At 71.3% G+C, this 19905-nt stretch carries 22 protein-coding genes; 10 read left to right on the top strand and 12 right to left on the bottom strand.

Annotated features, from left to right (window positions below; translation table 11 throughout):
* Nucleotides 1-33: 33 nt before the first annotated feature.
* Nucleotides 34-1401, bottom strand: a complete 1368-nt coding sequence (locus ACQPZF_RS23140; RefSeq protein ID WP_433260108.1) for an MFS transporter — start codon at nt 1399-1401, stop codon at nt 34-36.
* 219 nt (nt 1402-1620) lie between these two features.
* Between ACQPZF_RS23140 and ACQPZF_RS23135 the strand changes: the two genes are divergently transcribed.
* Nucleotides 1621-2316: a GntR family transcriptional regulator gene (locus ACQPZF_RS23135; protein WP_433260107.1), complete on the top strand. Its 696-nt coding sequence runs from the start codon at nt 1621-1623 to the stop codon at nt 2314-2316.
* 48 nt (nt 2317-2364) lie between these two features.
* On the opposite strand, the gene ACQPZF_RS23130 is transcribed toward ACQPZF_RS23135, so the two are convergent.
* From ACQPZF_RS23130 to ACQPZF_RS23120, 3 genes are all read right to left on the bottom strand, one after another.
* Nucleotides 2365-3756, bottom strand: coding sequence for an MFS transporter (locus ACQPZF_RS23130; RefSeq protein WP_433260106.1), 1392 nt, complete (start codon nt 3754-3756; stop codon nt 2365-2367).
* 182 nt (nt 3757-3938) lie between these two features.
* Complete coding sequence (locus ACQPZF_RS23125; RefSeq protein WP_433260105.1) at nt 3939-4763, bottom strand: oxidoreductase; 825 nt, start codon at nt 4761-4763, stop codon at nt 3939-3941.
* Between the two features lie 3 nt (nt 4764-4766).
* A complete protein-coding gene (locus ACQPZF_RS23120; protein ID WP_433260104.1) occupies nt 4767-5969 on the bottom strand; it encodes a cytochrome P450 in 1203 nt (400 codons plus the stop codon).
* Between the two features lie 266 nt (nt 5970-6235).
* On the opposite strand from ACQPZF_RS23120, the gene ACQPZF_RS23115 reads away from it, so the two are divergent.
* From ACQPZF_RS23115 to ACQPZF_RS23085, 7 genes are all read left to right on the top strand, one after another.
* Nucleotides 6236-6982, top strand: a complete 747-nt coding sequence (locus tag ACQPZF_RS23115) for a MarR family transcriptional regulator (protein WP_433260103.1) — start codon at nt 6236-6238, stop codon at nt 6980-6982.
* A 119-nt stretch (nt 6983-7101) separates the two neighbouring features.
* Nucleotides 7102-7935 carry a hypothetical protein gene (locus ACQPZF_RS23110; RefSeq protein WP_433260102.1) on the top strand — a complete coding sequence of 278 codons (834 nt, stop codon included), beginning with the start codon at nt 7102-7104 and terminating at the stop codon, nt 7933-7935.
* Between the two features lie 20 nt (nt 7936-7955).
* The gene (locus tag ACQPZF_RS23105) at nt 7956-8285 is read left to right on the top strand and encodes a hypothetical protein (protein WP_433260101.1); all 330 of its coding nucleotides are present in this window, start codon (nt 7956-7958) and stop codon (nt 8283-8285) included.
* Nucleotides 8282-8782, top strand: a complete 501-nt coding sequence (locus ACQPZF_RS23100; RefSeq protein WP_433260100.1) for a hypothetical protein — start codon at nt 8282-8284, stop codon at nt 8780-8782. The genes ACQPZF_RS23105 and ACQPZF_RS23100 overlap by 4 nt, the downstream gene beginning before the upstream one ends.
* A complete protein-coding gene (locus tag ACQPZF_RS23095) occupies nt 8775-9437 on the top strand; it encodes a hypothetical protein (protein WP_433260099.1) in 663 nt (220 codons plus the stop codon). The genes ACQPZF_RS23100 and ACQPZF_RS23095 overlap by 8 nt, the downstream gene beginning before the upstream one ends.
* A 40-nt stretch (nt 9438-9477) precedes the next feature.
* Nucleotides 9478-9756 (top strand): hypothetical protein, encoded by a 279-nt coding sequence (locus ACQPZF_RS23090; RefSeq protein WP_433260098.1) that lies wholly within the window; start codon nt 9478-9480, stop codon nt 9754-9756.
* Nucleotides 9757-10064: 308 nt separating this feature from the next.
* On the top strand, nt 10065-10838 hold the full coding sequence (locus tag ACQPZF_RS23085; protein ID WP_433260097.1) for an AfsR/SARP family transcriptional regulator: 774 nt from the start codon (nt 10065-10067) through the stop codon (nt 10836-10838).
* 9 nt (nt 10839-10847) lie between these two features.
* Here ACQPZF_RS23085 and ACQPZF_RS23080 read toward each other — a convergent pair whose 3' ends face one another.
* The 5 genes from ACQPZF_RS23080 to fabG form a co-directional block, all read right to left on the bottom strand.
* Nucleotides 10848-11768 carry a hypothetical protein gene (locus ACQPZF_RS23080; protein ID WP_433260096.1) on the bottom strand — a complete coding sequence of 307 codons (921 nt, stop codon included), beginning with the start codon at nt 11766-11768 and terminating at the stop codon, nt 10848-10850.
* 61 nt (nt 11769-11829) lie between these two features.
* Nucleotides 11830-12777 carry a zinc-binding dehydrogenase gene (locus ACQPZF_RS23075; RefSeq protein WP_433260095.1) on the bottom strand — a complete coding sequence of 316 codons (948 nt, stop codon included), beginning with the start codon at nt 12775-12777 and terminating at the stop codon, nt 11830-11832.
* Between the two features lie 2 nt (nt 12778-12779).
* Entirely contained in the window at nt 12780-13034 is a 255-nt protein-coding gene (locus tag ACQPZF_RS23070) for a phosphopantetheine-binding protein (RefSeq protein WP_433260094.1), read from the bottom strand.
* Nucleotides 13035-13061: 27 nt separating this feature from the next.
* Nucleotides 13062-14024: a 3-oxoacyl-ACP synthase III family protein gene (locus ACQPZF_RS23065; protein WP_433260093.1), complete on the bottom strand. Its 963-nt coding sequence runs from the start codon at nt 14022-14024 to the stop codon at nt 13062-13064.
* A gap of 11 nt (nt 14025-14035) precedes the next feature.
* A complete protein-coding gene (fabG, locus tag ACQPZF_RS23060; protein ID WP_433260092.1) occupies nt 14036-14773 on the bottom strand; it encodes a 3-oxoacyl-ACP reductase FabG in 738 nt (245 codons plus the stop codon).
* Nucleotides 14774-14969: 196 nt separating this feature from the next.
* On the opposite strand from fabG, the gene ACQPZF_RS23055 reads away from it, so the two are divergent.
* Nucleotides 14970-16373 carry an NAD(P)/FAD-dependent oxidoreductase gene (locus ACQPZF_RS23055; protein ID WP_433260091.1) on the top strand — a complete coding sequence of 468 codons (1404 nt, stop codon included), beginning with the start codon at nt 14970-14972 and terminating at the stop codon, nt 16371-16373.
* Nucleotides 16374-16600: 227 nt separating this feature from the next.
* On the top strand, nt 16601-17071 hold the full coding sequence (locus tag ACQPZF_RS23050; RefSeq protein ID WP_433260090.1) for a MaoC family dehydratase: 471 nt from the start codon (nt 16601-16603) through the stop codon (nt 17069-17071).
* Between the two features lie 96 nt (nt 17072-17167).
* Here the strand turns inward: ACQPZF_RS23050 and ACQPZF_RS23045 are convergent, their stop codons facing one another.
* From ACQPZF_RS23045 to ACQPZF_RS23035, 3 genes are read right to left on the bottom strand one after another with little or no spacing between them, the layout of a single operon-like run.
* Nucleotides 17168-18166, bottom strand: a complete 999-nt coding sequence (locus tag ACQPZF_RS23045; protein ID WP_433260089.1) for an AAA family ATPase — start codon at nt 18164-18166, stop codon at nt 17168-17170.
* A 9-nt stretch (nt 18167-18175) separates the two neighbouring features.
* Nucleotides 18176-19213, bottom strand: a complete 1038-nt coding sequence (locus ACQPZF_RS23040) for an aliphatic amidase (protein ID WP_433260088.1) — start codon at nt 19211-19213, stop codon at nt 18176-18178.
* Nucleotides 19213-19839 carry an AmiS/UreI family transporter gene (locus tag ACQPZF_RS23035; protein ID WP_433260087.1) on the bottom strand — a complete coding sequence of 209 codons (627 nt, stop codon included), beginning with the start codon at nt 19837-19839 and terminating at the stop codon, nt 19213-19215. The genes ACQPZF_RS23040 and ACQPZF_RS23035 overlap by 1 nt, the downstream gene beginning before the upstream one ends.
* Nucleotides 19840-19905 lie beyond the last annotated feature (66 nt).

Raw genomic sequence — 19905 nt, 5'->3', positions numbered from 1 at the left:
AGGGTGGAAGGGCGTCCCTTGTGCCGGCAGCGGTCACGGGGTGGCGGCCTCCGGCGGGTTGGACGTCCGCGAAGTGGGTTCGACCACGGGTGCGGGGGGTCGGTCGCCGGTCGTGTCGAGTGCCCGCCCGCGGTTGTCCGGCACGAAGAAGCTGGCGGCCAGGCCGACGAGGGTGACGACGGCGAGGTAGACGCCGACGGAGTACACGGTTCCGGTGCTGGTCTGCAACGCCTCGGCGATGGTCGGGGCGAACGCGCCGCCGAGCACCGCGCCGAGCGCGTACGACAGGGCGGCGCCGCTGTACCGCACGGTGGTCGGGTACAGCTCGGCGTACAGCGCCGCCTGCGGCCCGTAGGTGAAGCCGAGCCCGACCGAGAAGAGGATGAGCGCGACCACCAGCAGGCCGACGTTGCCGGTGTTGACCAGTGCGAAGAACGGGAACATCCACGCGAGCTGGATGACGAAACCGACCTGGTAGACCCGGATCCGGCCGTAGCGGTCGGACAGCTTGCCGCCGACGAGGGTGCTCGCGAGCCAGCCGAGCGCGGAGATCATCACCGCCGCCAGCACGGTCGACCGGTCCAGGTGCAGCGACTTGACCGCGTAGGACTGCACGTACCCGCCGGTGGTCATGTAGCCGACCGCGTTGTTCGCCGCGAACACCAGCGCGCCCGCGAGCACCAGCCGCCAGTGGTGGCGGAGCAGGACGACGAGCGGGAGGCGGGACCGGACCTTGGAGCGGCGCACCTCCTCGAAGACCGGGCTCTCGGCGACCTTGGTGCGGATCACCATGCCGACCACGATCAGCACGACGCTGAGCAGGAACGGGATCCGCCAGCCCCAGGCGAGGAACTGGGCCGGGGTGGTGAGCGCGGCGACCAGGGCGAGCACGCCGTTGGCCAGCAGCAGTCCGATCGGGACGCCGATCTGGGGGAACGCGCCGTAGAGCCCGCGCCGGTCGGCCGGGGCGTGTTCCACGGCGAGCAGCGCCGCGCCGCCCCATTCGCCGCCCGCCGAGAGCCCTTGCAGGATGCGGAGCAGGATCAGGATGACCGGTGCGGCCACCCCGATCGTCGCGGTGGTGGGCACCAGTCCGATCAGGACGGTCGAGACGCCCATCAGCAGCAGCGTGAGGATCAGCATCGCGCGCCTGCCGATCCGGTCGCCGAGGTGGCCCGCGATCACCGCGCCGACGGGCCGGAAGAAGAAGCTGATCCCGACCGTCGCGAACGACAGGATCAGCGCGTTTTCGCCCAGCGCCGCGAAGTACTGGCTGCCGAACACGAGGCCGGCGCAGATGGCGTAGATGAAGAAGTCGAACCACTCGATGGTCGTGCCGACCATCGCCGCCAGGACGACCCGGCGGTGTTCCCTGTCGATACTTCCCGTCAATCGCGACATTGCGACTCCACTGGTTGCGACGGTGCGCAGGCGGTGTGCGTCGGGACTCGACGCCAGATCATATATCATTTCGAATGGCGGTGACAAGGGTTCTGTGTTCGCTACGGCAGGCGCGGAGTCGGTCCAGGGCGCTGCACGCGGCTGTCGTATACGATTTGGGTGCACAGTGACTAGCCGGCGCAACTCCGGGTCACGGTGGGAAGGGTCGGGTGGCGACTGGTGTCCACTGTGGACGGAACGCCGGCGGCCGGGTTGAGCAAGGCCCAGCACGCCTACCAGGTGATCAGATCCCGGATCGCCGACGGCACCTACGGTTCGGGGCACCGGCTGGTGCTCGGCTCGCTGGCCAAGGAGTTCCGGGTGAGCCCGGTGCCGATCCGGGAGGCGGTCCGGCTGCTCCAGGCGGAAGGTCTCGTCCACTTCGAGCGCAACGTCGGCGCGACCGTCGCGGCGGTCGACCCGGTGGAGTACCGGCACACGATGCAGGCGCTGGCGATCGTCGAGGGCGCGGCGACGGCGCTCGCCGCGCCACACGTCACCGACGCGGTCCTGGCGCAGGCGCGGGAGGTCAACGACCGGATGCGCGCCTGCCTGCGCGCGTTCGACCCGCTCGTCTTCACGCAGCTCAACCACGAGTTCCACGAGACGCTGTACGCGCCGTGCCCGAACCCGGCGCTGGTCGAGCTGGTCCAGCGCGGCTGGTCGAAGCTGGCGACGATCCGCGAGTCGACGTTCTCGTTCATCCCCGCGCGGGCGGAGGCGTCCGTCGCCGAGCACGACCAGCTACTCGAACTGATCCGCGCGCGAGCGGGCGCGGAGTGGGTAGAACACTGCGCCCGCGCGCACCGCATGGCCACCATCGCGGCCTTTGTCGACTGGGAGACCGATCGGCACCCGGCCGGCCTCGCGGAGTGAGACCGGCCCCTCCCGAATCGTGGCCCGGCCTCCTGGACTGAGGTCGGGCTACGAGCCGCTCTTGGTCCGCCCGGCCGCCGGTTCGGGGCCGCGCCCGATGCGGGACTCGGCTTCGCGCAGGTCGCCGGCCCGCACCCCGAGCAGCAGCAGGGCCACCGCGAGCAGCACGAACGCGGCGCTGATCTGGAGGCCGAGCGCGAGGCTCCCGGTGCCTTCCTGGATGAACCCGAGCAGCGAGGGCGACACGGCCGCCGCGAACGAGCCCATCGAGGTGACCACGGCGATCCCGGTCGCCGCGGCCCGGTCGGACAGGTAGATCGAGGGGATCGAGTAGAAGACGGTGAGCCCCGCGTAGTGGGCCGCCGCCAGCACCGCCAGCAGGACGACGACCAGCGCGACGTTGCCGCCGGAGAACGAGAGCGCGATCAGCGCCAGGGCGGCGACGAGCCAGCCGGTCGCGGTGTGCCACCGGCGTTCCAGGGTCCGGTCGGAGTGCCGGCTGACCACCAGCATCACCGCGATGCCCGCCAGCGGCGGCAGGGCGGAGAAGAAGCCGAGGTCGAGGACGTTGCCGACACCCGCTTCGGCGATGATGCGCGGAGTCCAGTACGACACCGCGTTGGCCAGGGTGTACGCGCCGCACGCGCAGAGGCCGAGGAGCCAGACCTTGCGGTCGCGCAAGGCCACCGACAGGCCGCCGTGCCGCTCCGCTTTCCCGCCGGGCTGCTTCCGGCTCTGGTCCGCGTCGAGATCGGCGCGCACGGCCGCCTTCTCGGCCGGGCTGAGCCAGCGGGCCTGCTCGGGTTCGTCGACGAACAGCCGGAAGACCAGCAGGGCCAGGACGAGCGGCGGGATGCCCTCCACCAGGAACAGCCACTGCCAGTCGGCGAGGCCCGCCGCGCCGCCGAGCCCGTGCATGATGGCGCCGGAGACCACCGAGCCGATCACGCCGGAGACGGGCACCCCGATGAAGAAGATCGCGGTCATCCTGGTGCGCCGCGCGGAGGGGAACCAGCGGGACAGGTAGAACAGCGCGCCCGGGAAGAAGCCGGCTTCGGCGACGCCCAGCAGGAACCGGGCGACGTAGAAGGACGGCTCGTTCCACACGAACAGGGTCGCGATGGTCACCACGCCCCACGACGCCATGATGCGGACGAGCGTCTTGCGCGCGCCGATCCGGGCGAGCAGGGCGTTGCTGGGGACCTCGAACAGGATGAACCCGACGAAGAACAGGGTGACGCCGAGCCCGTAGGCCGCCGGTCCGAGGTCGAGGTCGCGCCGCAGCCCCTGCTGCGCGATCCCGATGTTGGTCCGGTCGATGTAGTTGACGATGTAGCAGATCACCAGCAGCGGCATGATCCGCAGCGCGATCCGGCGGTAGGTGGCGGCGCGGTCGACGGTGTTCTCCGGCCCCTCGCGCGAGGTGGTGGGTTCGGCCACGGCGTGCGACTCCTTCGTCCGGATTCCGCCTCGGCGGACGGCGGTGGCGTGGTGAGTCTCGGCACCGGGTGTTGACTTTGTCAATACCCGGTGCCGGTGCGCACCCGTCAGGCCTGTTCCGGCGCAAGGCGAGTCACGGGAAGGAGGGTCGCCTGTTGACTTAATCAACAGGCAGTGCCAGGCTAGCGGAAGGGGCGCGTCACCATCCGGTCGAAGGCGCGGTCGGGCAGCAGCCTGTTCAGCAGCAGGATGGTCCGGGCCAGGTGGCCGACGGCGTAGCGCGGCTTCGCCCGCGTCGACTCGACGGCCTCCCGGATCGCCTTCGCGACGACGACGGGGTCCGACGCCTTGCTGTCGCCGCCCAGCTCCGTCTCGGCCCGCCGCGCCATCGCCTCGGCGACCCGCCGGTACGCACCCCGCCCGGAGATCTCGCGCAGCTCCCGCGCCGTGCCGCTCTCGAACTCGGTCTTGATGATGCCGGGCTGGATGAGCACGACGTCGACGCCGAACGCCTTCACCTCCTGGCGCAGCGTGTCGGAGTACGCCTCCAGCGCGTGCTTGGACGCGTAGTACCAGGCGCCGAGCGGCAGGGCGATCTCGCCGCCGATCGAGGACACGTTGACGATCGTGCCCGAGCCCTGCGCGCGCAGGTGCGGCAGGACGAGCTGGACCAGCCGGGCGGGTGCGAAGACGTTGACCTCGAACTGGTGACGCGCCTGTGCGAGCGGCACGTCCTCGATGGCGCCGTGCAGGCCGATGCCCGCGTTGTTCACCAGGACGTCGATCCTCTGCTGCTCCCCGACGACGGTGTCGACGGCGCGTTCGACGGCTTCCTCGTCCGTGACGTCCATTTCCAGCACGTGACCGCCGGCGGCCCGGATCGAGTCCATCTTCCGCACCCGCCGCGCGGCGCCGTACACGGTGTGGCCGGCGCGCAGGAGTTCGAGCGCGGTGGCGTGGCCGATGCCGGACGAGGCGCCGGTGACGAGGCATACCTTGGCTGCCATCGCTCACCTGTCCCAGTCGACCGGGAGCCGGTGCACGCCGTAGATGAGCATGTCGGTGCGCATCGCCACCTCGTCGGGCGCGACCGCCAGGCGGAGGCTCGGGAACCGGTCGAGCAGCGCGGGCAGCGCGACCCGCAGCTCCACGCGGGCAAGCTGCTGGCCCAGGCACTGGTGGATGCCGTGGCCGAAGGCGACGTGCCCGCCGGCCGGGCGGGACAGGTCGAGCGTGTCGGGGTCGGCGAACCGCTCCGGGTCGCGGTTGGCCGCCGGGATCGACACGGTGACCGACTCGCCCGCTTTGACCAGCACGCCGGCCAGCTCGACGTCCTCCAGCGCCACGCGGATCGTGAACGGGATGATGCTCAGGTAGCGCAGCAGCTCCTCGATGGCGTGGTCGGTGAGGCTCGGATCGGCGCGCAGCGCGGCGAGTTGCTCGGGGTGGCGCAGCAGGGCGAAGACGCTCAGGGCCACCATGTTGGCCGTGGTGTCGAGGCCCGCGCCCAGCAGCGTGAAGCCGATGTTGACGAGTTCCTCGTCGGTGAGGTCGGTGGCGGTCAGCCCGCTGAGCACGTCGTCGGTCGGCGCGGCGCGCTTGGCGAGCACCAACTCGTGCACGAAGCCGTGCACCGCGGCGTAGGCGGCCATCATCTCCTCGGTCGAGGAGCCCAGGCGGAACAGGTCCATCGCGTGTTGCTGGAAACGCGCGCGGTCGGCGTAGGGCACGCCGAGCAGCTCGCAGACCACCTGCGCCGGGATCGGGTGCGCGTACGCCTCCACCAGGTCCACGGTCGGGCCGTGGCGGTCCATCGCGTCCAGGTGCTCGGCGGTGACCTCCTCGATCCGTTCGGTGAGCCGGCGCACCCGGCGCACGGTGAACTGGCCGGTCAGCAGGCGGCGGTAGCGGGTGTGCTCGGGCGGGTCCATCGCCGTGAAGCTGCCCGGCGGCGCGGGTCGCGGGCGGTCGGCGGCGGCGACGCCGGGGATCGGGGCGTGCCGCAGCTCGGCCCTGGCGCTGAAGCGCGGATCCGCCAGCACCTCGCGGGTCAGGGTGTGGCTGGTCGCGAGCCAGCCCACGTGCCCGTCCGGGTACGCCATCCTGGTCAGCGGGCTCCGCGTGCGCAGCTCGGCGAGCCCTTCGGGCGGGTCGAAGGGTCGGCCCGGAGCCCGCTCCACGGGCAGCGCGGGCACCGGAGGTGAAGACGTCACGTCGATTTCCTTTCGGACGACCGGCGTGCGAACGGGTCGCCACACCGGCGACGTCCGAATCGTTCGCACTGTCAAAAACGCTACGACTCGTTCGGGGGAGGGGCAATTCGAAGTCGCCCATCTTTCGTTGTCTGCGCAGGTGGCGGGACATTAATCGTTGCCACGAGCTTGTCGGCGAATGCAACGCGGTGCGCATCAGCGTTGCAATGGGATGGCGCGTGAATGCACACTTGCACCGACCGCATCGGACCGACCGGGGAGGACGGATGCCGGGAGGGCGCCTCAGCCACGAGGACCGCAGGCACATCGCCGCGGGGCTGGCCGAAGGACTCGAATACGCCGAGATCGCCCGCCGCCTGGCGCGGTCCACGTCCACCATCAGCCGCGAGATCGCGCGCAACGGCGGACCCCACGGCTACCGGGCCAACCGGGCGCACCAGGCGACCGCGTGGCGGGCCCGCCGCCGCAAGGCGACCAGGCGTCCGGCAACGCCGACCACCACCACCGCCGCCACGGCCACCGCCGCCACCACGACGGCCGCCACCCGTGACCGCGGCCCGGAAACGGTGCGGGAGTTCGAGCGGCGGTTCGCCGGGATGATGGTCCAGACCGGACTCCCGCCGATGATGGCGCGGGTGCTCGCCTGCCTGTACACCAGCGACACCGGCAGTCTCACCGCCGCGGAACTGGTGCAGCGGCTCCAGGTCAGCCCGGCGTCGGTGTCCAAAGCCGTGAACTACCTCGAACCGCTCGAAATGGTCAAAAGGGAACGCGACCCCCACGACCGGCGTGATCGTTATCTCATCGACGAGGACGTCTGGTACCGGGCCTGGGCGTCGAGCACCCGGTCGATGGCGATGTGGGCGGCCACCACGCGGCACGGCGCCGACGTCCTCGGCCGGGAAACCCCTGCGGGGGCACGACTTCACACCACGAGCCGCTTCTTCGAGCACCTCGGCCACGACATGGCCCAGGCCGCCGAGCACTGGCGGCAGGCGCTCTCCGCGCGGTGATCCGCCCGAGGCCCGTCCACGGTGGACGAACGCGATCCGGCCGCGAATTCCGAAATCGACTACCGGCTGTGCAAGGGGTAGTACGCTCGGGCACAACCCAAAGCGGTCGGAGGTGCACTGTGGACAGCGGGGCGAGCCCCGAGCAGCGGCTCGACGAATACCGGCGGTCGCTCGGCGAGGAGGGCGACGACCTGGGCGTGGTGCCCGAGCACGACGGGCGGTTCGCCGGCCGGTCCGCCGACGGGTTGGTGGAGGTGACCGTCGCGGAGGGCCGGGTCACGGCGGTGGCCGTGCGGCGGTCGCCGGCCGAACTCCCGACGAGCGATTTGGGCGACCACCTCGCCACGGCCGTGAACGCCGCGCTGGCCGCGGCCAGGGCGGCCGTGCCCACCGCCACCGATCCCTTGCCTGACTTGGACGTCCTGCTGGACCGGCTGAACTCCGTCGGCGAGCAGAGCGGCGAGTTCCTGCGGCGGATCGGCTCGGCGCTGGACGACGTGATGGCCAAGGTGGGGCCTCGCACGGGGATGCGCGGCGATCCGTCGCCGAGCGGGGTGGACGCGGTGTTCTCCGACGCCGCGACGGCGTTGCGCACGGCGCGTGACCAGCTCGCCGGGTTCCAGGGGCCGCAGGTGACCGGCAGCGGTTCCGATGAGGACCACGAGGTGTGGGTCACCGTCGGGGTGGACGGCACGGTGTCCGAAGTGGAGCTGTCCGGCGCGGTGCGGGGCATGACGAGCCGGCAGTTCGACGACCGCGCCCGGCAGGCGGTCAACGCCGCGCTGGACGACTGGACCGCCAAGCGGCGCGACCAGTCGCCGCCGGACGCCGCGGGGGCCGACTTCGGGCGGCTGGCCGCGCAGGCCGACGCGCTGCGCACGCAGAGCCTGGACCAGTTGCGCGGGTACACCAAGAAGCTGAACTCGATCATGGGTAGCATCGGCGGGCCGTAAGGCTCGGGAAGCGGGGGAAGGTGTCCGGGGATCTGGACCTCACGGGTGGCACGATCGGCCAGTCGGGAGAACAGCTCACCGCCACGGCCGAGCGGCTGGCGGGTGAGATCGAGTCGTTCAGCGGGCGGCTCGCGGGGTTCGAGAACGCGTTCGGCGGTGACGACCTGGGTTCGGCCATGAAGATGGTCTACGACGCCATCTCCCAGGCCGCGCTGGAGTGCTTCGACGACAACACCGCCGTGCTGACCGAGACCGGCGGGAAGCTGGTCGAGATGGGCGCGGAGTACACCGGCGTCGAGCAGGCCAACGACGGGCTGTTCACCGGCCTGCTGGGGAGGCTGGGCCAGTGACCACGGGGATCATGCTGCCCGCCGAGCTGTCGGGCTTGCTGAACACGCTCGGCTTCACCTGGCCGGAGGGCGACGAGGGCAAGCTGTTCGACCTGGCGGGCGAGTGGATCGCCTTCGGCGACCGCCTGAGCGGCTCGGTGGGCGAGGCGCACGGGCAGGCCGAAGCGGTGTGGTCGCAGAACAGGGCGGAGGCGGTCGAGCGGTTCCGGTCGTTCTGGGACGGCGACGACGCGCCGAAGAACAACCTGGAGGACGGCGCGACCGCCGCGGCCATGGTCGGCGCGGGGCTGTACGTCTGCGCCGGGGCGCTCATCGCGCTGAAGGTCGCCGTGATCGCGCAGCTCGTCGTGCTGGCCATCGAGATCGCCCAGGCCATCGCGACCGCCGTGGTGACCTTCGGCGCGTCGCTGCTGGAGATCCCGATCTTCCGCCAGATCACCAAGCTGCTGCTGGACGTCGCGCTGGACGTCGCGATCAACGCGGTGCTCAATGGCTAGGCGCGGGGGCCGGGGCGGCGGCGGGAACGCCGGCATCTTCCGGCCGATCCTCCAGTGGCTGCGCCGGTCGAACCGCGGCGGCAGCGGCGGCGGGACCAGGCCGTCCGGGCACCACGGGGGTCCGGGCACGCCGGGGCCGCACACCGTGCCGCGCTACCACCGGCAGAAGCCGATGCTGGACAAGTACCGCCACGAGACGGACCCGAACCACCCGGCGAACCCGTTCCCGGGCCGGTCGGTGCGCCGCCTGTCGCCGCAGGAGCGCGAGGCGCACCGCGTGTTCGTCGACGGGAGCGGGAACCTGCGCAGGGCCCGCGACGGCTCGCTGTACGACACGCAGTCGGGCACCTCGGCGTGGGGCGGGCAGCGGGCGATCTTCGTGATGGACGGGAACGGCAACATGTACGCCTCGAACCACCACGCGCCGGGCCACTTCCACCACTCGTCGCTGGCCGGCGGCCACCCGGTGGCGGCGGCGGGGGAGCTGTCGGTCACCAACGGACGGGTCAACTACGCCACCGCCGCGAGCGGCCACTACCAGCCCGGCCCCGAGCACATGTCCAACCTCGCCCAGGAGTTCTCCCGGAACGGCATCCGGCCGCCGATCTGGGACTTCCAGGGCCCGCGGCCCGGTGGCCGCCCGATGTTCGCCTGACGCTGTCCGCCCAGCGCCGGAGACCCCGAAGGGGAGCACGATGACGATCGACCACCGCGCCGAGCTGAACTCGGTGATCTACGGCCTGTTCCGGGCCCCGGGCCTGGACCGCGAGGTCGCGGCGAGCATGGTGGAGGCCATGATCGCCCGCGAGTACTTCGTGGACGGTCCCGAGGCGTACGCGCGGGCCATCACCCAGGCGCTCGCGCAGGCGGACCCCGTGACGGCGGACATCGAGCCGCCGTACGGCGAGACCGAGGTGCGGGCCTTCCTCCAGTTGGTGAACGAGGAGCTGGAGAAGCAGAAGCCCTGGTCGTGAGGCAGGCGACCGCGTCGGCGTGCCAGGACGTCGTCGGTCGGCCACCTGCCCCGTCCGCCGCGGCCACGCCGGGTCACGCCGGCTGAGCCATCAGGGTGAGCCGGCGGTCGTCGGATGACAGGGGGATCACTTGTACATAGAGTGAGAAGAGGGTGATCCTCGGTGACACCCACGCTAGGGGGCAAATCCGGCACGCCGCGGGACGCGGTGCGCGGACCGACGTGATCGTGCCCTCCTGACCCGACCTCCGGCGTGCGACGGCGCGCGTCGCGGCTCGTCCGACCGCGGAACGACGACAGGGGGAACCAATGGATTTCGCCGTGTTGGGCCCGTTCCGGATGCGTGACGCGTCCGGTGTGGACCACACGCCGCAACCGAGGAAACAACGCACCGCGCTGGCCCTGCTGGTGGTCAACGCCGGGCACGTGGTGTCGAGCGGTCAGCTTCGCGAGGAGTTGTGGCCGGAGTCGCCGCCGCCGACCAGTGCCGCCGCGGTGCACGTGTACATCTCCCGGCTGCGCAAGCATTTACAACGCCGTGGCACGGTCCGCGTGCAGACCAGACCGCACGGCTACCTGGTCGAGTCGGTCGACCGGCTGGACCTCGACCGGTTCCGCGCGTGGACGCGCGAGGCGCGGGACGCCCAGGTGGCGGGCGACCTGGAGTCCGCGTCCACCCTGCTGCGCCGCGCCGTGGACCTGTGGGACGGCGCGGCGCTCGCCGACGTGCGGGAGGGTGTCGCGCTGCACCACCTGGCGATCCGGCTCGACGAGGAGCACCTCGCCGCCCAGGAGCAGCTCGTGCGCGTCAACCTGATGCTGAACCGGCACAAGGAACTGGTCGGCGAGCTGCACATCCTGGTCGACCGGTACCCGCAGTGGGAGACCTTCCACGGCTACCTGATGATCGCCCTCTACCGCGCCGGCCGCACCGCGGAAGCGCTCACCGCCTACTCGCGGCTGCGCGAGCGACTGGTGGCCGGTCTCGGCATGGAGCCGGGCCCGGAGATCCAGCGCCTGCACCGGCTGATGCTGCGCCGCGACCGGGAACTGGAGACCAGCGCCAGCGTGCACCGCCTCTGAGCAGCCGGCTCAGGCGTTCGCTCGGCGGAGGCGTTCGGCCGCCTGGGCGCGGACGGCGTCACCGCACAGCGGGGTGTCGCCGTGCAGGGCCTCCCAGCGGGCGTTGTGCGCCGCCGTCCACAGGCCGGCCGCCCACGCGACCTCCTGCTCCTCCGCGGTGAACCGGCGCCCCCGGAGGTCCTGGTAGACCGCCAGGAACGCGGCGGAACTCCCGACCGGGGCCAGGGTCGGCGGCAAGGCGCCGGCGAACGTCCCGGACGCCGCGCCCACCAGCGCCGCCTCCGGCTGCCACGCCAGGCTGTCCCAGTCGTGCACGGCCCACACGTCCCCGTCCCGCCAGCGGAGGTTCTGCGCCTCGAAGTCGGCGTGACCCAGCACGCACGGCAGGTCGGTGGCCAGCAGCCGCTTGCGGACCCGCTCGGCCGTGTCGACGACGTACGCGGGCACGGCGCTCTGGTCCCGTTCGTCGAGGAACCCGATCGCCGGCCACAGCCCGGCGTCCGTGTGGTCCCACCGCGCCCAGCGCGGGTTCGGCAGGGGCGGCGCGACGGTCACGTCGGCGAGGTCGGCCATCAGCCGGGCGAACACCGCCGCGTAGCGCGCGGCGACGTCCGGCGAGTCGCCGCGCAGCAGCTCACCACCGGGCCGGGATTCTTCGGCGTGCACGGCCAGCGCGCCGACGCGGACGGCCTGCGTGAGCGGTCGGGCGCACGGGAACCCCCGTTCCGCCAGCCGGGCCTGCGCGGCGACACACGACGCAGCGCGTCCGTCGTCCTCCCGCGCCTTCACCACGACGTCCCGACCACCGGCGAGCCGCAGCCCGAACACCGCCGACATCTGCCGCAGCTCGAACAGCACGCCGACCGGCTCGTCCCCCAACCGGTCCACGCACCAGGCCGGCAGCCAGGCCGGCAGATCGTCCAACGACACGCTGAAGACTGTGCCAGGCGCGCCGGCCACTGCGGAAGCGGCGATTCCGGGCGGCGACCCGCTAGCCGGGGAAAGCGAGGACCACCTTGCCGATGTGCCGGCCCGTGGTCAGCGCCCGGAACGCGGCGGGCGCGTCCTCCACGTCGTGCACCACGTGGGGGAGGGGCGCGAGCTGCTTCTCCGCGAACAGCGGCACCAGCTCGCGGAACAGGTCGCCGACCAGCGGACGGCGCACCCGGGACATCAGCAGCAGGTCCACGCTGTGCAGGCTGAGGTTGCGGCGGAACGGGGCGAGCGGGATCGACCCGCCGCCGTGGATGTCGTGCTTGCCGATCTCCACGAACCGCCCGCCCTCGCGCAACGTGTCCAGGCCCGCGCGCAGGGCCGGGCCGGGCAGCGAGTTCAGCACCACGTCGACCCGTCCCTCCGCCTGCCGGCCGAAGTCCGGCGTGCGCGAGTCCATCACCTCGGCCACGCCCAGCCCGTGCAGGTACCCGCGCTTCGCGGCGGTGCCCGCCGTGGCCAGCACCTCCGCGCCGCACAGGTGGGCGACATCCAGCGCGGCGAGCCCCACACCCCCGGCGGCCGAGTGGACGAGCACCACCTCGCCCGGCCGCAGCCACGCGAGCCGCACCAGACCGTGCCACGCGGTCAGGAACGCGACGGGCACCGTGGCCGCCTCGATCGTGGACATCCCGTCCGGCACCGGCATGACCAGGTCCGCGGGCACCGTGACGTGGTCCGCGAACGCGCCTTCGTGGAAGAACGCGACGCGGTCACCGGGCCGGAGGCCGTCCGCCGCGGACTCGGTCACCACACCGGCGCCGTCGAGGCCCAGGTCGTGCGACTCACCGGACATCCCGAGCGCGACCAGCACGTCCTTGAAGTTCACGCCGGCCGCCTCGACCCGGATCGCGACCTCGCCGGGCCCCGGCCCGCGGCGGGGCCGGGCGACCAGCTCCAGGCTGTCCAACTCGCCCGGACGGGCGACCCGCAGGGCTGCCGACACCGCTACCGCGCCGGGACCTGGTCGCCGAAGAACTTGCGCCGCAACGCGTCCAGCGTGCGGAAGTCGTCGGGCTCGATGGCCATCCGGTCGACCTTCTCGCCCCTCGCGCGCTCGATGACCACCAGCAGCTCGATGACCTGGAGCGAGGTGAGCACCCCCGCCTCGTACAGGTCGAGGTCGGGCGGCAGCTCGTCGCGCCGGCCGATCTCGTCCTGCTGGTCCAGGACCCACTGGTGCACTTCGTCCCAGCCACTCATCCCTCTTCCTTCCGGTCGGGTTCCAGGTCAGTACCAGGTCAGGAGCACGGCGCCGGTGCTCATCCCGCCGCCGACGGCGGCGAGCACGATCCGCTCGCCCCGCCGCAGCGGCCGTTCGCGGTGGGCGGCGGCGAGCGTGACCGGGATCGACGCCGCCGCGGTGTTGCCCAGCAGGGGCGCGGTCAGCGGCACCTTGGCCGGCGGGACGCCCAACTCCTCCGCGCACGTCTCGACCAGGCGGGCGTTGGCCTGGTGGAAGACGAACCGGTCGACCTCGTCGAGCCGCACCCCGGACGCGTCGAGCACCGCGTGCACGGCCTTGGGCAGGGTGCGCAGGACGTATTCGCGCACGACGAAGCCGTTCATCCGGAACAGGTGGTCGTCCGGATCGCCCGCGGGCAGCCGGGTGCCGCCCGCGCGGACCTCGATCAGTTCCGCGTGGTGGCCGTCGGTGAGCAGGTGCGACGCCTGGATGCCGTACCCGGCGGGCACCTCGCCCAGCACGACCGCGCCGGCGGCGTCGCCGAACAGGCTGACCGTGCGCCGGTCGCGGCGGTTCATGATCGTGGAGTACTTGTCGGCGCCCACGACCAGCGCGGTGCCTCCCGGACCGGTGCGCAGCAACGCCTCCGCGACCACCACGGCGTAGAGGAACCCGGAACACACGGCGTTGAGGTCGAACGACGGCACGCCCGCGAACCCGAGGGCGCGCTGCACGACCGACGCCGTCGCCGGCTGCGGCTGGTCCGGGGTCGACGTGGCGAGGAGGATCGCCGCCGGCGGGGCGACCGGACCGCTGCCCAGCGCGGCGCGCGCGGCGGCGACCGCGAGGTCGGAGGTCGCCTCGTCGTCCGCCGCGTACCGGCGCTCCTCGATGCCCGTGACGGTGTGTATCCACTCCTCCGTGGTGTCCGCCCACGCGGCCACCTCGGCGTTCGTCACCACCCGGTCGGGCAGGTGCGCGCCCAGCCCGACGATCCCGATCGACACCGGTGCCCTCCTCACATCGCCGCGCCGCCGTCGACCTGGAGCACCTGCCCGGTCACGTACGACGCCTTGTCCGACAGCAGGAACGCCACCGCGTCCGCGATCTCCTCGGGCCGCGCGAACCGGCCCAGCGGAATGCCCTGGAGCGCTTTCGGGCGGGCTTTTTCCGGTATGTCGTCGAGTAGCGCGGTGTCCGTTATGCCGGGTGCGACGACGTTCACCCGGATGCCGTGCGGCGCGGCCTCCAGGGCCAGCGACTTGCTCATCCCGATCACCCCGGCCTTGCTCGCCGCGTAATTCCCCATGGTCACGAACCCGCGGATGCCGACGATCGAGGAAATCGTCACGATCGCACCCCGGCGGCGGCGCAGGAATCGGAACAGGACGGCCTGGCTGACGTTCCACACCCCGGTCAGGTTGACGTCCACGACCTCCTGCCAGGCCTGCGGCGGCATCAGCACCGCCGGGCTGTTGCGGGTCACCGCGGCGTTGTTGACCAGGCCGGTGATCGGCCCGATCTCCTCCTCCACTCGTTCCACCAGTGCTTCCACCGCGTCCCGGGCACGCACGTCGCACTGCGCGAACAACACCCGCCGCCCCAGCCCGGCCACCTCCGCGGCCACCTTGTCGGCCTCGTCCGCACCGGTCCGGAAGCAGCCGGCGACGTCCCAGCCGTCCCGGGCGAGTTGCCGCACCACCGCCCGGCCGATTCCCCGGGAAACGCCGGTGACGAACACGCAAGGATTTTCCATGACTCCCTCGCCGGTCGCACGGAAACGCATCGCCAAGTTAGCACGGAGCGGGTTGCACATTTCCTGAACGACCGCTTTCAGGACGCTGAACCGCCGCTGAAGCAGTTTGCCGTTGACACTGCCGTTCGGCCCCTCATAGCGTCGGAGGCGGCCGTGAATCCATTTCCCGCTATTCCGGCGACAAGCGAGGAAGCACATGACCGAGAAGGTGCTCGTGATCGGCGGCGGCCCCGGCGGCTCGACCGCGGCGGCCCTGCTGGCCCGCAACGGGGTGGACGTCGTGCTGCTGGAGCGGGAGCACTTCCCCCGCTACCACATCGGCGAGTCGCTGGCGTCGTCGTGTCGGGTCGTGCTGGGCCTGTCCGGCGTGGTCGACAAGATCGACGCCCAGGGGTACCCGGCCAAGCGCGGCGCGCTGCTGCGCTGGGGAGCCGAGGAGGACTGGACCATCGACTGGTCCGAGCTGTTCGGCACGAACGTCTCGTCGTGGCAGGTGGAACGCGACCACTTCGACCACATCCTGCTCGACCACGCCGCCGAGCAGGGCGCGGACGTGCGGCAGGGCGCGACCGTCAGGCGGGTGCTGTTCGACGGCGACCGGCCGTACGCGGCGGAGTGGACGGACGACGACGGGGTCCGGCACACCGAGGAGTTCGACCACCTCGTCGACGCCTCGGGCCGCGCGGGCGTGCTGTCGGCGCGGCACTTCAAGAACCGCAGGCCGCACGACATCTTCCGGAACGTGGCCATCTGGGGCTACTGGGAGGGCGGCACGACGCTGCCGAACACCCCGGCGGGCGGCATCGACGTGATCTCCCACCCGGAGGGCTGGTACTGGGTCATCCCGTTGCGCGACGGCGTGCACAGCGTCGGATTCGTGACCCACCAGGACAACTTCCTCCAGCGGCGGCGCGAGTTCGGCTCCGACGAGGAAATGCTGCTGCACGTGGTGCGGGATTCGGAGACCGTGCGCGACCTGATGGCCGGCGGCGTGTTCCAGCGGCCGGTGCGCATCGAGCAGGACTTCTCCTACGTGGCGGACGCGTTCTGTGGTCCGGGCTTCTACGAGGTGGGCGACGCGGCGTGCTTCCTGGACCCGCTGCTGTCCACCGGCGTGCACCTCGCGCTCTACAGCGCCACGCTGGCCGCCGCGTCGATCCTCGCCACGGCGCGCGGCGACGTGACCGAACGCGAGGCCGCCGGGTTCTACGAGACGTTGTACCGCAACGCCTACGCGCGGCTGCTGGTGCTCGTGTCCGGCGTGTACGAGCAGTACCAGGGCAAGGACAGCTACTTCTGGCTCGCGCAGCGCATGGTGCGGGAGAAGGAGCGGCAGGCGGGCGAGCAGGCGAACGCGGCCTTCGTGGAGATCGTCGCGGGGCTCAGCGACCTGCGTGACGCGCGTGCGGCCGGTGGCACCGCGGTGATGACCGAGTTGATCGAGGAGGCGGACCGGGCGCGGCGGCGTGCTGACGAGGCGCGTCCGGAGGGGGAGTCGTCCAATCTGGCGGCGTTGCGCATCGAGCCGAGCGATCTGCACGACACGGCGTCGGGTCTGTATCTCGTGACCAAGCCGTTGGGCATCGGCCGGGAGTCGTGACCAAGTTCCTCGGCATCGGCCGGGAGTCGTGACCAAGCCGCTCGGCATCGGTCGAGTCGTGACCAAGTCCGTCGGTATCGGTCGGGAGTCGTGACCGGAATACCGCGCGAGAACGGCATTTCTCCGCCCGGTCGCCGACGCGGGTCCTCCGTTCAGGTGACGAGTGGTGCGATCGCGGTGCCGTGATAGCGTCGAGATTACGGATCGCGAGAGGATGAGCGAGGGCAATGACCGCATTCACCCCGGCCATCGACCAGCGGTACTTCGAGGACTACCTGCCCGGCGCGACCTACGAATTCGCCGAAGAGGTCTCGGTGGACGAGGCGAAGATCGTCCAGTTCGCCCGCGAGTACGACCCGCAGTACTTCCACGTCGATCCGGGGAAGGCCGCCGAGGGTCCGTTCGGCGGCCTGATCGCGAGCGGCTTCCAGACGGCCGGCCTGATGATGCGCCTGTTCGCCACCCACTACCTGTCCACGGTGGCGAGCCTCGGCGGTCCGGGCATGGACGAACTGCGCTGGCTGCGGCCGGTCCGGGCGGGCGACCGCCTCCACCTGCGGGTGACCGTGGTGGAGGCCAAGGCGTCCAACTCGAAGCCGGACCGCGGCCTCATCCGCACGAAGGCGGAACTCCTGGACGCGGAAGGGCGGCCGGTCTTCAAGGCCGATGTGCTGAACTTCCTCCTGCGTCGTCCCTGAATTGCGTCGTCGCTGAATTCGTTTCGGTGTCCCGGACAAACCGTCAAGGCCGTTCGGATAATCGGATTTCCGGATGATGCCCCGCCGATAGGGTGATCACTCCTGCTCGCCGTGGGCGGTCAACTCGCCGTTGGTCACCCGAACGGCGACGTGCAGCGGATCGGTGCCGGTGGGGCGGATGCGCAGCACCTCCGCCGCGACCGGCGCGATCAGTTCCACCCGCAGGCAGCGCCGCAGCGCCCGCGCCCCGTACACCGGGTCGAACCCGCGTCGTGCGATCCACTCGGCCGCGGCGTCCTCGACCTCCAGCCGGACGCCGCGCCCGCGCATCCGGCGGCGCACCAGGTCGACCTCCAACAGCGTGATGTCCAGGGCGATGTCGGGGCGGATGGCGTGGAACTCGACCACCTCGTCGATGCGGTTGAGGAATTCGGGGTCGAAGAACGCGGTCAGGGCGCGGGAGACGACGTCGCGGCGGGGGAGGAGCCGGCGCCAACGGCTCGCCTGCCGAGCGAGTTCCGCCGAGCCCAGGTTGGAGGTCAGGAACACGAAGCTGTTGCGGAAGGAGATGGTCTGCTGGCCGTTCGCGAGCCGCAGGACGCCGGTGTCCAGCACGTGCAGCAGCGCCCGCAGCACGGTCGGGTGCGCCTTCTCCACCTCGTCGAACAGCACGATGCCCGGCGTGTACGGGTCGCCCTCCACCGTGGTCCGGCTGAAGACGCTGAACCCCTCCTTGCTGCCCGCGTACCCCGGCGGCGCGCCGCTGAACGACGCCGCGTAGTGCTCCTGCGCCAGCGCGCTCATGTCCACCCGGCACAGGTCGTCGGGTCCGGACCTCAGCTCGGCGGCCACCCGCCGGACGAGTTCCGTCTTGCCGACGCCGGTCGGGCCGACCAGCAGGAGGTTGGCCAGCGGCCGGTCGGGGTCGTGCGCGCCGGCACGGGCCAGCGTGATCGCGCGCACGACCGCGTCCACCGCGTCGTCCTGGCCGAGCATCCGGCCGCGCAGTCGGGCCGCCACCGCCGCGGGCGCCGGGTCCTGCCCGCCGCCCGCGAGACGGTTCTGCTCATGGAACATGTCGGTCAGGTACGGCATCGGCCGTCCTCACGCCTCGTGCGTCCGCTCGACGGGGAGCGTGCCGACGCGGCAGTCCGCGACGCCCACCGTGTCGCGTGTGATCGCCTCCACGTTCTCCCGCGCCTTCTGGGCGTCGGTCACCCAGAGCTTGTAGAACTCGAACGGGCAGTCCGCGACGCCGAGGTCGCCGTCGCCCGCCGCGTGCACGCCCGAGTAGCCGCGGTGCAGCAGCTTGAACAGGTGGTTCTGGGACTGGTCGTGCGTGCGCGCGTCCCGGATCGCGGACAGCGAAAGCTGCGCGTACTGGATGCCGTACTCCTCCTCACCGGTCTCGCCGAGCGTGCGGCCGTCGAAGCCGATGATCGACGAGTGGCCGAAGTACGAGTACACGCCGTCGAACCCGGCGGCGTTGGCCACCGCCACGTAGCAGTTGTTGGCCCACGCCATCGCCTTGGCCATCAGCACCTGCTGGTCCTTCGCCGGGTACATGTAGCCCTGGCAGCGCACGATCAGCTCCGCGCCCTTCATCGCGCAGTCCCGCCAGATCTCCGGGTAGTTGCCGTCGTCGCAGATGATCAGGGAGATCTTCATGCCCTTGGGCCCCTCGGAGACGTACGTGGTGTCACCGGGGTACCAGCCTTCGATCGGGCACCACGGCAGGATCTTGCGGTACTTCTGCACGATCTCGCCGTTGTTGTTGATCAGCACGAGGGTGTTGTAGGGCGGCTTGTGCGGGTGCTCCTCGTGCCGCTCACCGGTGATCGAGAAGACGCCCCAGGTGTTCGCCTCGCGGCAGGCGGCGGAGAAGATCTCGGTCTCCTCGCCGGGGACGGACGCGGCGGTGTCGTACATCTCGCCCGGGTCGTACATGATGCCCTGGGTCGAGTACTCCGGGAACACCACCAGGTCCATGCCCGGCAGGCCGGTCTTCATGCCCACCAGCATCTCCGCGATCTTGCGCGCGTTGTCGAGCACCTCGGCCTTGGTGTGCAGCCGGGGCATCTTGTAGTTGACCACCGCGACGCCGACAGTGTCGGGGCTAGCCGAGATGTCACCGTGTCGCATCAGCTCTCCTTGGCCAGAACGGGTTGGGGTACGAACAACTTCCGCTGTGCCGCCAGCACGGCGGCCAGCGCGATCAGCGCCACGGCGAGCCCGGCGGCGAGCAGGCCGGTGCCGGTGTCCGAGCGCAGCGAGCCGGTCATCGCGAGGAACGCGGGCACGGTGCAGGTCGGCTGGCTCAGCAGCACCACCGCCCAGCCGGTGAACCGGGTCAGCCTCTCCTCGCCGAGGCCGAACACCAGGAAGAACAACGCCCACAGCAGCGCCCACGACAGCCAGATCACGCCGAACACCGGATCGTCGTTGCGGAAGAACGAGATCCCGGCGTACACCACCGCCGCGCCCGCCACGAACAGCGAGAACCAGCCGATGCCCTCGGTTTCGAGCCCGGCCAGGCTCGCGACGCCGACGTACAGGTAGGTGAAGCCGAACAGGTACAGGCCGGACGCGGCGAGGACGGCGTCCGCGTCGCCGTTGGCCTGGATGATCAGCACGGTCGGGGTGACGCACTGGAGCGCGCCGACGAACAGGTTCAGTGCGGCGGCCGACCGGGCGGGCACTTTCCCGAGCAGCGCCATGCCGTTGACCAGCAGCACGGCACCGACGTAGAGCAGGCCGACGTTGCTCATCGCGCCTCCCTATTAGCACCACTTTGAATAATTTCAGATGAAGGTAAGTGGCCGGAAGAGGCACGT

This window comes from Actinosynnema sp. CS-041913, from assembly GCF_050942485.1.
GTDB lineage: Bacteria > Actinomycetota > Actinomycetes > Mycobacteriales > Pseudonocardiaceae > Actinosynnema.
This window is presented reverse-complemented; position numbering and strand designations above follow the sequence as displayed.

Coding starts and splice junctions, on each gene's coding strand:
- ACQPZF_RS23140 (WP_433260108.1), bottom strand. CDS start 1,401: ATGTCGCGATTGACGGGAAGTATCGACAGGGAACACCGCCGGGTCGTC.
- ACQPZF_RS23125 (WP_433260105.1), bottom strand. CDS start 4,763: ATGGCAGCCAAGGTATGCCTCGTCACCGGCGCCTCGTCCGGCATCGGC.
- ACQPZF_RS23115 (WP_433260103.1), top strand. CDS start 6,236: ATGCCGGGAGGGCGCCTCAGCCACGAGGACCGCAGGCACATCGCCGCG.
- ACQPZF_RS23095 (WP_433260099.1), top strand. CDS start 8,775: ATGGCTAGGCGCGGGGGCCGGGGCGGCGGCGGGAACGCCGGCATCTTC.
- ACQPZF_RS23090 (WP_433260098.1), top strand. CDS start 9,478: ATGACGATCGACCACCGCGCCGAGCTGAACTCGGTGATCTACGGCCTG.
- ACQPZF_RS23085 (WP_433260097.1), top strand. CDS start 10,065: ATGGATTTCGCCGTGTTGGGCCCGTTCCGGATGCGTGACGCGTCCGGT.
- ACQPZF_RS23070 (WP_433260094.1), bottom strand. CDS start 13,034: ATGAGTGGCTGGGACGAAGTGCACCAGTGGGTCCTGGACCAGCAGGAC.
- fabG (WP_433260092.1), bottom strand. CDS start 14,773: ATGGAAAATCCTTGCGTGTTCGTCACCGGCGTTTCCCGGGGAATCGGC.
- ACQPZF_RS23055 (WP_433260091.1), top strand. CDS start 14,970: ATGACCGAGAAGGTGCTCGTGATCGGCGGCGGCCCCGGCGGCTCGACC.
- ACQPZF_RS23050 (WP_433260090.1), top strand. CDS start 16,601: ATGACCGCATTCACCCCGGCCATCGACCAGCGGTACTTCGAGGACTAC.
- ACQPZF_RS23045 (WP_433260089.1), bottom strand. CDS start 18,166: ATGCCGTACCTGACCGACATGTTCCATGAGCAGAACCGTCTCGCGGGC.
- ACQPZF_RS23040 (WP_433260088.1), bottom strand. CDS start 19,213: ATGCGACACGGTGACATCTCGGCTAGCCCCGACACTGTCGGCGTCGCG.
- ACQPZF_RS23035 (WP_433260087.1), bottom strand. CDS start 19,839: ATGAGCAACGTCGGCCTGCTCTACGTCGGTGCCGTGCTGCTGGTCAAC.